The 13157-nt window shown below is 54.8% G+C and carries 13 protein-coding genes and 2 pseudogenes; 14 read left to right on the top strand and 1 reads right to left on the bottom strand.

Annotation, left to right across the window (positions count from 1 at the left end; genetic code table 11):
• Positions 1-54: 54 nt before the first annotated feature.
• Positions 55-288: pseudogene (locus tag DIE21_RS37030) on the bottom strand (IS110 family transposase); the annotation flags it as partial.
• Between the two features lie 152 nt (positions 289-440).
• On the opposite strand from DIE21_RS37030, the gene DIE21_RS15515 reads away from it, so the two are divergent.
• From DIE21_RS15515 to DIE21_RS37795, 14 genes and pseudogenes are all read left to right on the top strand, one after another.
• Positions 441-1634 (top strand): acyl-CoA dehydrogenase family protein, encoded by a 1194-nt coding sequence (locus tag DIE21_RS15515; RefSeq protein WP_124498527.1) that lies wholly within the window; start codon positions 441-443, stop codon positions 1632-1634.
• A gap of 147 nt (positions 1635-1781) precedes the next feature.
• Entirely contained in the window at positions 1782-2822 is a 1041-nt protein-coding gene (locus DIE21_RS15510; RefSeq protein ID WP_124498526.1) for an NAD(P)-dependent oxidoreductase, read from the top strand.
• Positions 2819-3946, top strand: coding sequence for a M24 family metallopeptidase (locus DIE21_RS15505; RefSeq protein WP_124498525.1), 1128 nt, complete (start codon positions 2819-2821; stop codon positions 3944-3946). The genes DIE21_RS15510 and DIE21_RS15505 overlap by 4 nt, the downstream gene beginning before the upstream one ends.
• A gap of 98 nt (positions 3947-4044) precedes the next feature.
• Entirely contained in the window at positions 4045-4719 is a 675-nt protein-coding gene (locus tag DIE21_RS15500; protein WP_124498562.1) for a flavin reductase family protein, read from the top strand.
• 26 nt (positions 4720-4745) lie between these two features.
• Positions 4746-5213 (top strand): cupin domain-containing protein, encoded by a 468-nt coding sequence (locus DIE21_RS15495; protein WP_124498524.1) that lies wholly within the window; start codon positions 4746-4748, stop codon positions 5211-5213.
• A 164-nt stretch (positions 5214-5377) separates the two neighbouring features.
• Positions 5378-5695, top strand: a complete 318-nt coding sequence (locus DIE21_RS15490; RefSeq protein ID WP_124498523.1) for a 2Fe-2S iron-sulfur cluster-binding protein — start codon at positions 5378-5380, stop codon at positions 5693-5695.
• A 44-nt stretch (positions 5696-5739) separates the two neighbouring features.
• Complete coding sequence (locus tag DIE21_RS15485; protein WP_124498522.1) at positions 5740-6972, top strand: NAD(P)/FAD-dependent oxidoreductase; 1233 nt, start codon at positions 5740-5742, stop codon at positions 6970-6972.
• A 254-nt stretch (positions 6973-7226) separates the two neighbouring features.
• Complete coding sequence (locus DIE21_RS15480) at positions 7227-7892, top strand: VOC family protein (RefSeq protein WP_185642784.1); 666 nt, start codon at positions 7227-7229, stop codon at positions 7890-7892.
• A 42-nt stretch (positions 7893-7934) separates the two neighbouring features.
• Positions 7935-8819 carry a polysaccharide deacetylase family protein gene (locus tag DIE21_RS15475; protein WP_124498520.1) on the top strand — a complete coding sequence of 295 codons (885 nt, stop codon included), beginning with the start codon at positions 7935-7937 and terminating at the stop codon, positions 8817-8819.
• Positions 8820-8922: 103 nt separating this feature from the next.
• Complete coding sequence (locus DIE21_RS15470) at positions 8923-9885, top strand: fumarylacetoacetate hydrolase family protein (protein ID WP_124498519.1); 963 nt, start codon at positions 8923-8925, stop codon at positions 9883-9885.
• A gap of 13 nt (positions 9886-9898) precedes the next feature.
• On the top strand, positions 9899-10981 hold the full coding sequence (locus DIE21_RS15465) for an aromatic ring-hydroxylating dioxygenase subunit alpha (RefSeq protein ID WP_185642783.1): 1083 nt from the start codon (positions 9899-9901) through the stop codon (positions 10979-10981).
• A gap of 353 nt (positions 10982-11334) precedes the next feature.
• On the top strand, positions 11335-11604 hold the full coding sequence (locus DIE21_RS15460) for a hypothetical protein (protein ID WP_185642782.1): 270 nt from the start codon (positions 11335-11337) through the stop codon (positions 11602-11604).
• Positions 11605-11632: 28 nt separating this feature from the next.
• Positions 11633-12475 carry a protocatechuate 3,4-dioxygenase gene (locus DIE21_RS15455; protein WP_124498516.1) on the top strand — a complete coding sequence of 281 codons (843 nt, stop codon included), beginning with the start codon at positions 11633-11635 and terminating at the stop codon, positions 12473-12475.
• 111 nt (positions 12476-12586) lie between these two features.
• Positions 12587-12998: pseudogene (locus DIE21_RS37795) on the top strand (transposase); the annotation flags it as partial.
• Positions 12999-13157: the final 159 nt, after the last annotated feature.

Below are 13157 nucleotides of genomic sequence, written 5' to 3'. Positions count from 1 at the left end.
AGGCTGGTTGAGATTCATACGGATGGTTGAACGAATCGATCCTTGTAGAGGATGGCGACCCGATCTGAACGCTTTCGCGTCGCCCATCATGGCCGGTGCTGCATTCGCTGTCGGCAAGCCCAACGCGGCGAATCTCGCTCGCCTGCACTGCTCGTCTTTCTTCTTCCGCTCACACATCCGACGCTCGATCTCGGCAACCTGCTCGTCCAATTTCGTCAACCCGCTCCACTGCTCGTGCAGCTTTTCGAGCGGCGCTGCTTGCAGACACTCGGCGAGCCGCCTGAGCAAGCACTATTGTTTGTGTGTCGTATCATAAATGTGATTTGTCCATTGACGAGCGAGCGTGTCGCAACTAGAATGATTTTCAAAGGTGGTGAAGCTCCCGTTTCCTTGGGGGTAAAAATATAAATGACGGTACCGTCCGTCTTGGAGGAGCACTCATGAATGGTATTGCTGCAGTCGAGTCCATTTCTAGCAGGACTGATGTCCCGGTGATCGGCTTGGTTCGGCAACTGCTGCCAGAGATCGAAGCACGCAGTGCTGAGATCGAGCAGAATGCTGCGGTACCAGATGACCTTCTGGATAAATTAGAGGAGGCTGGCGCTTTCCGGATGTGTGTGCCTGCAATGTTCGGTGGCGAAGAGATGCAGATCGGAGACATCGCGGCGGTGATTGAAGAAGTCGCTACAGTCGATGCGTCTGTTGCTTGGCATATCATGGTGGCGGCGGGCACACAAGTGATTTCGTCGCGTCTGCCGGTGGCCTCTCTACGCGAATATTACGAGGCGGGTCCTGACGTCTGGGCCAAGGCAGCACTGGCGCCCAAAGGCATCGCTGTGCCGGTAGATGGTGGCTATCGTCTTTCGGGTCGCTGGCCGCTCGCGAGCGGCGCACGTCCTTTCAAATGGATCTGCCTGGGATTTTTCATCAAAGATGAAAACGAGATTCGCCGCGCGCCCAATGGCCTGCCGGACTTTCGGTTCTGTCTGGTTCCCCGAGGGGACGCAAAAATCATCGAGACTTGGAATGCGGTTGGATTGCGAGGAACTCGAAGCGACGATCTTGAAGTGGAGGGAGTATTTGTCCCGGAAGACTGGCAGGCGTCCCTTTTCGGCAAGTCGACTGTAAATGTGCCCATCCTAGGCATCAGCATGCCTGCGGCAACGGCGCCGCACCATTCCGCCGTAGTCAAGGGTCTGCTGCGTGGCGCGATGAAAGACCTAGCGCACGCAGCGCTTACCCGCAAGCCGGCATTCAATCCCACGGTGGTGATGAAAGACGACCCCGTATTCCAATCTCGGTTCGGGGAAATCGCCTCGCGAATTGATGCGATCTGTGCCTTGTCTGATCTGTGTACAAAAACGCTCGATAGCTGCAACCGTGAAGGCAGGGATGTTACCCGCGAGGAAGCCGCCCGTATCAGTTCCGCTGAGTCGCTGTTGCATCATGAAGGCACGGCGCTTATGGATCAGATCATGATGTTGTCCGGCAGTGCGGGCATTTACACCAGCAACCTCCAGCAGCGCCGCTGGCGTGATCTGCGATGTGCAGCACAGCACCAGGCGGCGAACATAGGCAACTATGCCGGATATGCTCGCTCGCTTGTTGACCAGGCAGCCGCTAACAGCAGATAACCTGCTCAGGCGACTCTACAGTCTACCTAGCCATACGCACGCCGCTCATGCGACTGATTCAGCCGGTCCTTCGAAGTACTGGCGTGTTACGTTTCCCCATTTTGCTCGACACCAGTAAGCCGTGGTGTCGGCGGAGATCACATTCTGATGGCACGGATTTTCATATGCGGTGACACCGGGCAGGCAACGTTGCTCGATTCGGTATCGTCCGCTTTGCGAGACAAAGGTCATGATGTAGTCCGTGGGCCACTCAATGAAGTGGGTGTCGTTCGGACATATAGTGAGGTGGAACGCCACGCGCTGATCGATACGTCCGACATCGCCGTATTTACAACTCGTCACGCCTGCAGTCGTGTTTTGCTCGAGGGCGCGCGTAGGCTGAGGGGGGTATGTTACCCGGTCATCGGCGTGGAGACGATCGACCTAGATGCGGCCAACGAACTCGGAATCATTGTCGGGCACGGGGCGGTCAGAGGAAACGTGATCGGGATGGCGGAATCCACGATTATGCTCATCCTTATGCTGCTCTACGACGTAGAAACTAATATCGGGCGGTTGAGGAATGGACAATGGCGTCGTCCAAGGCACAGTAGTCGTCAGCTTGAGGGTAAAACGATTGGCCTCCTGGGGTATGGGCGCATCGCGAAGGAAATTTCAGTACGCCTTCATTCATTCGGAGTGCGGATTATCGTAACGTCGCCGCGTACGCGTGCAGAGAACCTTCCGCCAGGCGTTGAGCAAGTTGAATTGTCGAGGCTGTTTGCCGAGAGTGACGTGTTATGTGTACTGACTGGTCTCACGCCACAAACGAGACATCTCATTGGATTCAGTGAGCTTGGTCTGATGAAGCCGGACGCCTATCTTGTGAATACCGCGCGTGGCGAGATTATCGAGGAAGAAGCTCTTTACGCATGTCTTGATGAGGGTCGCATTGCCGGCGCAGCGCTTGATACCTTCGCGATCGAGCCACTACCATCGGATAGTCCACTTCGAACGTTGAGCAATGTGATTCTTACTCCTCATTGTGTGGGCCATACCATTGAGGGTGAAGCGGAATTTGCGCCTACGATGCTTGAAAACATTCAAAGAATTCTAGCGGGTGAGTTACCGCTTTACTGCAAGAATCCAGAGGCCGAGCCGGCCTGGAGAAGACGCTTGGCCCACCTTGATGTGGAGAACGCAACATGATTTCCAATTTAGAAATGGAGCGACGGTGGACGGCCGTCCGCGCGGTAATGGCCGCGAAGGAAACTGACTGGCTGATCGCGGCGCCAGGGCACCCGTGGGGATATTGTCGCTATCTTACGAACCGCACGGGTCTTGGCGGTCCCATCGTTGGCATGCCCATCGAGGGGGAGCTGATTTTCGCAAGCCATGGTGACGAGGTGCATCATCAACCGCAGGACAGTTATGGTGTCCGCCATGTCGCGAGTTGCGCACAGCTGAACATGAAAGTCAATAGCCATGCTCCGTTGATTGTGAAGGAGATGAAAGCTCGCCCTGTGCGTCGGATCGGCCTTGTCGGAACGGGTTTCATACCGGTTTCCACCTATCTGTTACTGAAAGAGGCGTTTCCTCACGCCGACTTCATTGACTTCACCGATGACATTGCGCGTATCAAGGCGATCAAGAGCGACGAGGAGATGGGTTTCATTCGTAAGGCTGCAGCGCTTCACGACGAAGCGATTGAACTTGCGCGCCGTACCGTACGCCCCGGAGTATCCGGGCGCGACGTTGTGGAGGAGGTGCGTGCGTTGTTCACCCGCAATGGCAGTGGTATGCAAACGCTCATGGCGGGCTCAGCCCCGCCCGGGGAACTGTGCCGGTATTCGGGGCCAGCCGATCGAATCATCCAGGCGGGCGATATTTTCTCGATGCTGATTGAGTGTTCAACTGCGAGCGGCTATTACAGCGAGGCGATGCCGACCATGGTGCTTGGCGACGTGCCCGCGGAACTACGCTCAGCTTTCGAAGACGCAGTCGAAATCCAGGAGATTCTGGCCGAGGCGGTGCGGCCGGGCATGTTGCCGTCAGAGCTGCTGGCAATCAACGATGCTTTTATGCTCGAACGAGGGTACCCGGGAGAACACCGACTTCTCGGGCATGCTCAAGGGCTGGATCTGGTCGAACGGCCGGCCTTCAGCCCGTTGGGGGAAAACCTGCGTATCGAATACGGCATGGTGCTATCCATCCACCCAACTGTTCATACCCCTACCGCATGGGGATTCCCAAATAATCTGAGTTTCCACTTTACTGAGAATGGTATGGAACGGATTCTTCATGCTCCTCAGGAAATTATGCTTGTTGGATGATTTCTTGAAAATTGGCGTCGCAAATTACGGAAACACGTAGACGAAATCGACCCGTCTTGTGCCATCTATCAATCATACCGAGGATGTTGAGGTTCCTGATGTTTTATGAGCCTGACAAGAATAACCACGGATTGCCATTCAATCCTTTCAAAGCAACGGTCGTTCCACGTGCGATCGGATGGATCACGACACTTGACAGAACGGGGCGGGTCAATCTCGCGCCGTTCAGCCAGTTTGTCAATATTGGATATGACCCACCCTACGTCATGTTTTCTGCCGGAGGGGACGTACGGGGACATGGAAGAAAAGACAGTGCCGTCAATGCGGTGGAGCAGCGTGAATTCGTCTGCAATATGGCCACGTGGGAGCTTCGCGACGCAGTGAACGTCACCTCTCAAGCGGTCGAGCCGGGCGTCGACGAGGCTGCACTCGCCGGACTGGAAATGGAGCCTTCTAGGCTTGTGCGGCCGCCGCGCGTAGCGCGCTCTCCCATTCAGTTGGAATGTGTGCTTCATGCTTGCCTGACGTTGCCCGGAAATACGTCGCGCAACACAATGGATGCGGTTATCGGTCGTGTTGTGGGGGTGCACATCGCAGATAGCGTATTGACTGCTGACGGGAAAGTTGACTTGAAGTCAATTAGACCGATCTGCAGACTGGGGTACATGGACTACGCAGTCATCGAAAATACCTTCGAAATGCGGATAGATGGTCCTCACATGGAACGTAACAACGATGGGTTGCTTGGCAACGCCGGTGGAAAAATCAGTTAGCCGCCGTCGCCGAAAAGGAGACATGCGTGAAAAGCGAAAACTGTTTTGACAGCGCCGAGATGAAGGTGGCGTATTCATCGATTGAGAAGATGAAATTTAACCCGGGGCGCCGCTCGTGGATCAGTTATCGGGATCTGGGGGTTGAGACCGCCAGCCACGGTGCGATGCGTGCGGAGGTAATGCACATAGATGATGCGAAGACCTCTCGGCCAACGGGCTGGCATTACCACGAATGCAACATGCAGTTCTTAATGGTAATCGAAGGCTGGGTGGAAATGGAATTTCCGGATTTGGGTGTTCTCAGGATCAAGGCAGGGGAGTCGATGTTTATCCCAGGGGGGATCGTCCACCAGGAGCTGCGATCGTCGGAGCCGTTCCGGCTTCTCGAAATATCCCTGCCAGCAAAAATGGGCACTGTTTCTGTCGAGGCGCCCGACGGTGCGCGAGTCCTTGCTTCGGATTACGGCGAGGTTGAACCCGCTCGCGATGTGTGATCTTGCGAGAATTGCCCTGAACCTCGCATGCAGTCGGGGGAAACCAGGTTCCATCGACACGGTGAAGCGCCGTGCTGGAACCGGGCTAAGGTCGGCTGTTCGTTTCCGCGTGCAGGACCTGCCTGGGAGCGCTGTCGGAATTAGGTAATCTAACAGGATGTCCAATGCCGTCACTATTTGTCACTACGCCGCAAGGAGATGAGCACCTTATCGAGGTCGATCCGGGGCCGACTGTGATGGAGATTCTGCGTAACAATGGCTTTGATGACCTGCTTGCGCTGTGTGGCGGGTGTTGCTCATGCGCCACCTGCCATGTCTACGTGGCCCCCAAGTTCAAAGAGCGCCTTCCTCCCGCTAGCCGTGACGAGCTCGATCTCCTCGAAGGATCGGAACATCTCGCTACGGGCTCCCGGCTATCCTGCCAGATCCGCTTCACAGCGGAGCTCGACGGTTTGCAAGTACGCATCGCGCCACAGGATTAAGACCTTTCGCCAACTTTGATCGTCGACCAGCGCGGAACCATATGATGGGCTCTTACTCCGAAGTTCTGATTGTTGGAAGCGGGCATGCGGGCGCCCAAGCCGCCATCTGCCTTCGTCAGGGCAAGTTCGCCGGATCGATCACAATTGTTGGGGAGGAGCCGGATCTGCCCTATGAACGCCCTCCCTTATCCAAGGAGTATCTGACCGGGACGAAGGATGCCGACCAGGTCCTCATTCGCCCCGCTTCGTTCTGGCAGAGTCGTGGGATAGTGATTATGGCCGGCCGGCGCGTCGAAGCAGTATATCCGGATCGTCATCGTGCCTGTCTTGATGACGGATTGGAGCTGGAATACGCACATTTGGTCTGGGCGGCGGGAAGTCGTCCGAGGCGACTTCATTGCCCCGGCGCGGACTTGCACGGGGTGCACTATATACGTACGCGCGCTCACGCAGACGCCATATTGCGCGAGCTGGAGTCTGTCAAAAATATCGTCATAGTGGGTGGTGGGTATATCGGACTTGAAGCAGCTGCGACTTTTGTTAAGTTGGGAAAGCGGGTCGCTGTTATTGAGAGTCAGGATCGAGTCCTTGCCCGGGTGACCGTTGAGTCGATGTCTCGGTTCTTCGAATCAGAACACCGCGCGCGAGGGGTAGGTATTCACCTAGGTACGAATGTAGAGGCGTTCAAAGAGCGCGGTGGTCGCGTAAGTGATGTTGCACTGAGTAACGGTGTGGTGCTTCCTGCAGAAATGGTTGTCATAGGCGTGGGCGTTGTTCCGGTAGTTGAGCCGCTGCTCGTTGCTGGTGCGACTGGAGCTGGTGGCGTCGCGATCGACCGTCAGTGTCGTACCAGCCTTGCGGATATTTTTGCGGCCGGAGACTGCACTCTGCATGAGAACGCATATGCACCGTGGCTGGGGCCAGTTCGCCTGGAGTCCGTTCAAAACGCATTCGACCAGGCCGCGGTGGCGGCAGGAGCGATTTTGGGCGGTCAGGCCGAGTACTCGTCCGTGCCATGGTTCTGGTCGAACCAGTTCGATCTCAGGTTGCAAAGCGCAGGATTGTCGGTTGGACATGATTCGGTCGTAATCCGAGGCGACCCACTGCGTCGAGCGTTCTCGCAGGCATATTTCCGCGAGGGCCGACTAATTGCCATGGATTGCGTAAATTCGGCTGGAGATTTTGCTCAGGCAAAAAACCTGATTATGCGGCGTGCTGTTCTGGACATGACTCACGTGGGGGATCCGACCAAATCACTCAAAGATTTAGTTTGCTGACTTGCTCCGTGTGAGGTGGTCTGTAGTCGCGGGTGAGGGGCACGTCTTATGTTGACGTGCAGGTCGCCGGAGGTCCTGCGCGGCATTCGGCACGGGGAGCGACCAGCGACAGTTATACGACACATGTCGTCCAATTTCGACAGGATGTTGTGTGGGCCGCGTTTTGAGTGGGATCGAAGATCAGGGTTTATGTGAGTTGTCCACTTTTGTTACGCATTCTATATTATACGCATCACCCCTGTCTGGAGATTGTCGTGAGTCTTGAACATGATCGCTTGTCTGGAATCGAGCACATCGTGGCGCCGGCGGGTGCAGCTGAGGTGGCGAAAGCACGGCGCGAGCAGGCGAAGATCAGACGCCTGCATCACCATGCAATTTTTACGAAAGACGCCGAGGCTACTCGGCACTTCTACGAGGACATCCTCGAGATGAAGTTGGTGATGTCGCTTCGGGACGAGGGGGACATCTCCCCGACTTCGCCGACGCCTTTCCTTCATATTTTTTTCGAGATGGGTGACGGCAGCATGTTGGCGTTCTTTGAGGCTGTGCCTCTTCATCACCAGCCCGATTACGAATATCCGGCTCTTTCCATCTTTGATCACCACCTTTCCGTGATGGTTGACGATCGTGAGGCTCAGACTCATTTCAAGAATAAGCTCGAGAGAGAAGGCTATAAGGTTTTCGAAATGGATCACGGATTCTGTTACTCAATCTACGTTGATGATCCGAACGGAGTCCATATGGAAATATCGTGCAACTCAGCGGAGTACGAGGATCATCTAGTAAGAGCTGAACAGGTCAGTCGCAGACAGCTTGACGCGTGGACGGTGAGCAGACGGGAAAACGAGGGGCGCGAATTGACGAAAGATGTCGGTGTCGAGATGCCCGAAAGCTGGCAGGTTGGAGCCCGTGAGATGTGAAAAGTCTAGGTCATCTCGGGCCAAACGATTCACGAAATTCTCATGTGTTGGTCGATTGAGTGCTTTTTAATTTTTCTGACTAGCGTTGATCTTCCTGTGATCCATTTGACCATGAATCATTTCAAAATTGAGAGCGGCTGGGGACCAGATAGAAAGCCTGCTGCGCTGACTATCAGCTTCGACAATCTGGGAGAGGCTGCTTTACTGGAAATGGGGCTCTGGGACAAACCGATCGGCCAGCACTATACAGCCGCGTTTGTTCCGAGCCTGATCGAGGTGCTCGGGGACGTCCCGGCTACCTACTTCATTGAGGCCAGTAACACACTTCTTTACCCTGAAGCTATTCAGAACTGGCATCGCGCAGGCCACGAGGTCGGACTGCACGGCTGGCGACATGAGGCGTGGGATCGAACCGATGCGCAGGACCGGCGCAGGATCCTGCGTCAGTCCTTGGACGCAATGCGCGCGCTCGGTATTGCTCCGGTCGGGTTTCGGCCACCAGGGGGCACTTTGCCCCGCGAAGCCTACGCCGAGTTCGCTGAGGCAGGTCTGCTTTATTGTTCGGATCTGCGGGAGCCGGTAACGGCGGTGATCGATGGCATCGTCTCTGTGCCGTTCGAATGGCGAAATGTGGACGTGTTCGTCCTGGAGGAGGTTGCGAAACCGTTGCGCGTTGCTTTCGGCGATCAGGAGCAGCCATTCAGCGTAGATTACTGGGCGGCCATTCTGGATAACACTGTCAATGCGGCATTGATTGAAGGCGGGCAGCGCACGGTTGTTTTTCATCCGGAGTTTCTCGCGGTGTCAGACGAAAAATTGTGTGCTCTGAAACATCTTCTTCAGTTGGCCAAAAAGGCGGACATGTGGCTCGCACGAGGCGTAGACGTCGCAAAGTTCGTTCGGGGAGAAATGGTAGCGAAGAGTTAATTTGTCGAGTTTCCGGGTGAGTAGAGAGCAGACCGGTTATCGCATGTTGATTCGACTACCAATTGAAACTGAGAACACGCCGCACGGCGGTTAGGAAACCCTTATGAAACTATTGACGATCCGTTCAGGCGATGCATCTCACGCAGGCGTGCTTGTGGGGGAAAATGTTATCGACCTTGTCGTTGTAAGGCGGCATGTGCCGTTCGCGACCTGTCTTGCACAGACCGTTGCAGGGTTGCTTGAGCACGGGGAAGAGGGGCTGCGGATCATCCGTCGTGTGATTGAATTTGCCGAAGATCCCACGTCACGTCAAACACTCAAAGATGCGAGCGCTTATGTTCCGCTGAAGGATGTGACGCTCGCGCCGGTGATCCCTGATCCGCAGATTGTGCTTTGCGGTTCGATGAATTCGCGCGGGCATACTCGGGAAATGGGCGATGAGTTGCCTGAGTACCCGTGCGCGTTTCATAAGGTGCGAAGTGCCCTTACTGCATCGGGCGCTCCCATCGTTCCTCCCCCTTCCCACGGCAACATGATCGATTGGGAAGGGGAGTTGTGCGTCGTAATAGGAAAACGTTGCCACAACGTGTCGATCGACGAAGCACAGGACTGCATAGCAGGTTACACGTTGATGAATGACATTTCGGCCCGCGAATTCGTCGGCCCGTTTGTTACTGCCGTCGGGGCAGCGCCGACAGCACAGGCCTGGGAGCGCAACGTACTGGGCAAGAACTTCCCGACGTTCGCCCCCATTGGCCCGGTGATCGTAACCCGCGATGAAGTATCGAACCCGTTGACTTATCACATTGAGACACTCGTCAACGGAGAGGTCATGCAATCCTCGACCCATGAGGATCTTGTGTTTGGCCCCGCAGAGATGATCTCGTATTTCTCTAAGTTCTATATTTTTGAGCCCGGTGACATCATAAGTATGGGATCACCACCCGGCGTTGGAATGGCGCGCAAGCCACCGCGGTTCCTGAAACCGGGTGATGAAGTGGTGGTGCGGGTCAAGGAAATTGGCGAATTGATCAACCGTGTCGTGGTGCCAGCAAACATCCGCTGAACTGGAGGGAGATGTGGCGACAGACGAAATCTTTATCCGAAACATCTGGTACGTTGCGGCACATTCCGAGGAGGTGACCGAACAGCCGCTCGGGCGAACGTATCTCAACGAACCCGTGGTGCTTTATCGGACAGAGGGCGGCGACGTCGTCGCGCTGGATGACCGTTGTCCACATCGATTTGCGCCACTACACCGGGGCAAAGTGGTGGGGGACTTTATCCGGTGCCCCTATCATGGGCTTCAATTTGACCGCAGTGGCGCATGCGTCCAAATGCCGCTTGGCGGAGTGGCCCCGCCACGAGCTTGCGTCAGGCGATATCCGATTACGGAGCGATATGGCTTCATCTGGATCTGGATGGGGGAAGAGAGCCGGGCGGATCCGGATCTAATTCCGGATTTTTCAGATCGCTGCGACCCGCAGATTGGATGGTTTAACGGCACGCTCTACTGCAGGGCAAATTATCAATTGTTGATCGATAATCTTCTGGACCTGACTCACGCTGAATTTCTACACCCGTTCCTGTCCTCCGACGGGTGGGCAGGGCGCAACAAACAGACTGTCACACAAAACAACGGTGAAATTACGATCGTGAATGTTGCTGAAGAAGATAACATTCTTCCGATCATGAGGCGTTTCAAGCCACAAATGGGTGCCATCGGCACTACTATCCAAACGGAACGTTGGAATGCGCCAGGTTTGATCCGCCTGTCAGTAGATTTCTGGTGTGGAGGGGACAGCATAATCATCCCGAGTGCACATATGGTGACTCCAGAGACAGCAACGACAACGCACTATTTTGTACGAGGCGGCCAGACACTTGACCCGGAAAACGCGGAATTGACCGAGGCCAATCGGATCGGGGTTCTAGCGGTGTTCCAGAATGAAGATATACCGATGCTTGAGGCTCAGCAACGCTATCTGGGTGAGCGCGATCTCATGGACAGTCACCCCGCCGTGCTACCGAGTGACCACGGGGCCGTGCGGGCACGCCGGGCAATTGCCGGCCTGATCCGGAAAGAAAGGGAAGGAAAGATGCACGCACAGTCTCACGGCGCTTTTGGTGATGGGGCTAATCCCCATAATAGAGCGATTTAGATGTTCACATGATTCGTTAGACTCTAACTGTTTTGTCTTGATCTTATTTTCATGGATGGCACCGCCTGGTTTGATGGTGAGATGATGAAGCCCTGTTTTGATCTGATTTTTTAAGAACAATTGAATCTCATGTTTACTTACAAGTTGATGATGCGATTTTCTGCACGCGATCGTGAGAGGAGAGGTCGTCATTGTTATAGGCTAAGTCGAATAAAGTGCACGACTACTATTCGAGTTTGACTAGGTTCGCGTTCTTCGATTGTGCTTTTCTGCACTTCGCGCGGAGTTCCGCATGAGGGCCATTCCTTCGGATTAATTGTTCGTACATTCTTCATATCGGAGTTCATGACATCGTGAGCGTCAATACAATTGAATCATTCTTGTATAAACTGAGTAACGATCCCGAAATCAAGAAAGCTTTTGAAGTGGATCCGGATCTAGTACTCAGAGAATTCCCGTTTTCTGACGCAGAACGTTGCCAGATCCTCTTATGGGATCTTCATGCCTTGATCGATGCCGGCGTTAGCCCCATGTTATTGATGTTCGGCTACGTGTCGGCCAATGGCGGCCTTAAGGCGCGAGAGCAGTATATCGCGATACTGAAGGATAAGCCGGATCGATAGTCAAATCTGAAGCTAAAGGAGGCGAAAAGTGGCTGAAATTGTTGGAGGGTTCATTGTTCCCCATGCCCCTATGTATCTCACGATGCATGACACAGTAGTTTCCGGGCAGAAAGAGAATTGTGATCGGGCGTTTGCCGCGACCGTAGAGCGGCTTCGGATGCTGGAAGCCGATACGGTAATCTTGATCGGAGACGATCATTACACTTTATTTGGCCCAGACTGCATCCCCTCGATCCTTATTGGGGCAGGCGATGTCGATGGCCCCGTTGAGCCGTGGCTTGGCGCGCAGCGTGAGCAAATTATGACTAACGAGCCATTGGCGAATCATATCCTCCAGTATGGGTTGGATCATGGCATCGACTGGGCAGTCGCCAAGGCGCTTACAGTGGACCATTCGATCTTTGTCCCATGGTACTACGTCGTGAAACGCGCGCCCGGAGTCAGAACTATTCCTGTTTATCTGAATTCTGGTGTTGCCCCTCTCATTCGCAATCAGAGATGCTTACAGATTGGCGAATCGATTGCAGCTGCGGTTGCGGAATGGAAGGGACAGGAACGCGTGGTTGTGTTTGCTTCCGGTGGCGGAGCGCACTGGCCCGGTCTGGGTCGATGGAATGACCTAAATGCCGAATGGGATCGAGAGATTCTACAAATGGTGGAGCAGGGCGACGTGGCGGGTCTTGTCGCGCTGACCGATGACGAGATCTTCAAGGTCGGCGGCAATGGCGGATGGGAGTTGAAAAACTGGATCTGCATGATGGGAGCGCTTGGACACTGCCGTGGTATCACCTACACCTATGAGGCTGTCCCAGAACTGCTCGGCGCATTCGCTTATGTGCACATGCAGAAATCACTCGTTGGTCTGCCCTGAGCAAACCCTAAAGTCTTGAGCCGCGAGGCTTGCCGGTATCGATTGTGCTGTTGGAATTGCAGAGACGTGCCAATTTGCTTCCTGAAGCCTGTAATTTCCGACGAGGGTCAGATGGGGCCAAACGCCTCTGTGACGGAGAAGGATCTATCCCAGCATCCCTGCGCAATCAGTTCAACTCGAAGCACGCGCTGATACAACTGGCCGTGCGGACCAACTGGAGCGGCTCTGCGCGTAGATCGGCGCATGCTTTGCAGGGAAAAGGCAGGCCTGCGACATCTCCGAGACTGATCGTCGGTCGGCTGTTTCTGCAGTACACCTTTGAGCTTTCCGACGAGGATGTCGTGCGGCAATAGGTAGTCAATCCGTACTGGCAGGTTCTTACAGGTGAGACGTACTTGCAGACCGAACCACCGAATGATCCATCGAGTCTGACGCGGTGGCCCAACCGCTTGGCGAAACTGGTGTCCAGGAACTGCTGGCAGAAACGACCGACGCAGCGAAGCGTGCGGGAATGATTAAGGCGTTGAACACCGCATGACCGGCTGTACGTGAAAACGAGACTGGGTCACCTGATCTTGCCTAGCGCGCTCGAGCATCATGTGCATCAAGTGCACGTGACAGCAGCATCAAATTGCTACTCCGCTCATTTCTAGGAAGGTAGTCTGATTGCAGCTTACGGATA

It is taken from the genome of Burkholderia sp. Bp9140, from assembly GCF_003853425.1.
Lineage (GTDB): Bacteria > Pseudomonadota > Gammaproteobacteria > Burkholderiales > Burkholderiaceae > Burkholderia.
Note: the sequence above shows the minus strand (reverse complement) of the source record. Positions and strands in the feature narration are given on the sequence as shown.

What these genes read in the sequence shown, in the direction of transcription:
- DIE21_RS15505 (WP_124498525.1), top strand. Translation starts at nt 2,819, where the DNA reads ATGATTTCCAATTTAGAAATGGAGCGACGGTGGACGGCCGTCCGCGCG.
- DIE21_RS15515 (WP_124498527.1), top strand. Translation starts at nt 441, where the DNA reads ATGAATGGTATTGCTGCAGTCGAGTCCATTTCTAGCAGGACTGATGTC.
- DIE21_RS15510 (WP_124498526.1), top strand. Translation starts at nt 1,782, where the DNA reads ATGGCACGGATTTTCATATGCGGTGACACCGGGCAGGCAACGTTGCTC.
- DIE21_RS15500 (WP_124498562.1), top strand. Translation starts at nt 4,045, where the DNA reads ATGTTTTATGAGCCTGACAAGAATAACCACGGATTGCCATTCAATCCT.
- DIE21_RS15485 (WP_124498522.1), top strand. Translation starts at nt 5,740, where the DNA reads ATGGGCTCTTACTCCGAAGTTCTGATTGTTGGAAGCGGGCATGCGGGC.
- DIE21_RS15490 (WP_124498523.1), top strand. Translation starts at nt 5,378, where the DNA reads ATGCCGTCACTATTTGTCACTACGCCGCAAGGAGATGAGCACCTTATC.
- DIE21_RS15475 (WP_124498520.1), top strand. Translation starts at nt 7,935, where the DNA reads ATGTGTTGGTCGATTGAGTGCTTTTTAATTTTTCTGACTAGCGTTGAT.
- DIE21_RS15470 (WP_124498519.1), top strand. Translation starts at nt 8,923, where the DNA reads ATGAAACTATTGACGATCCGTTCAGGCGATGCATCTCACGCAGGCGTG.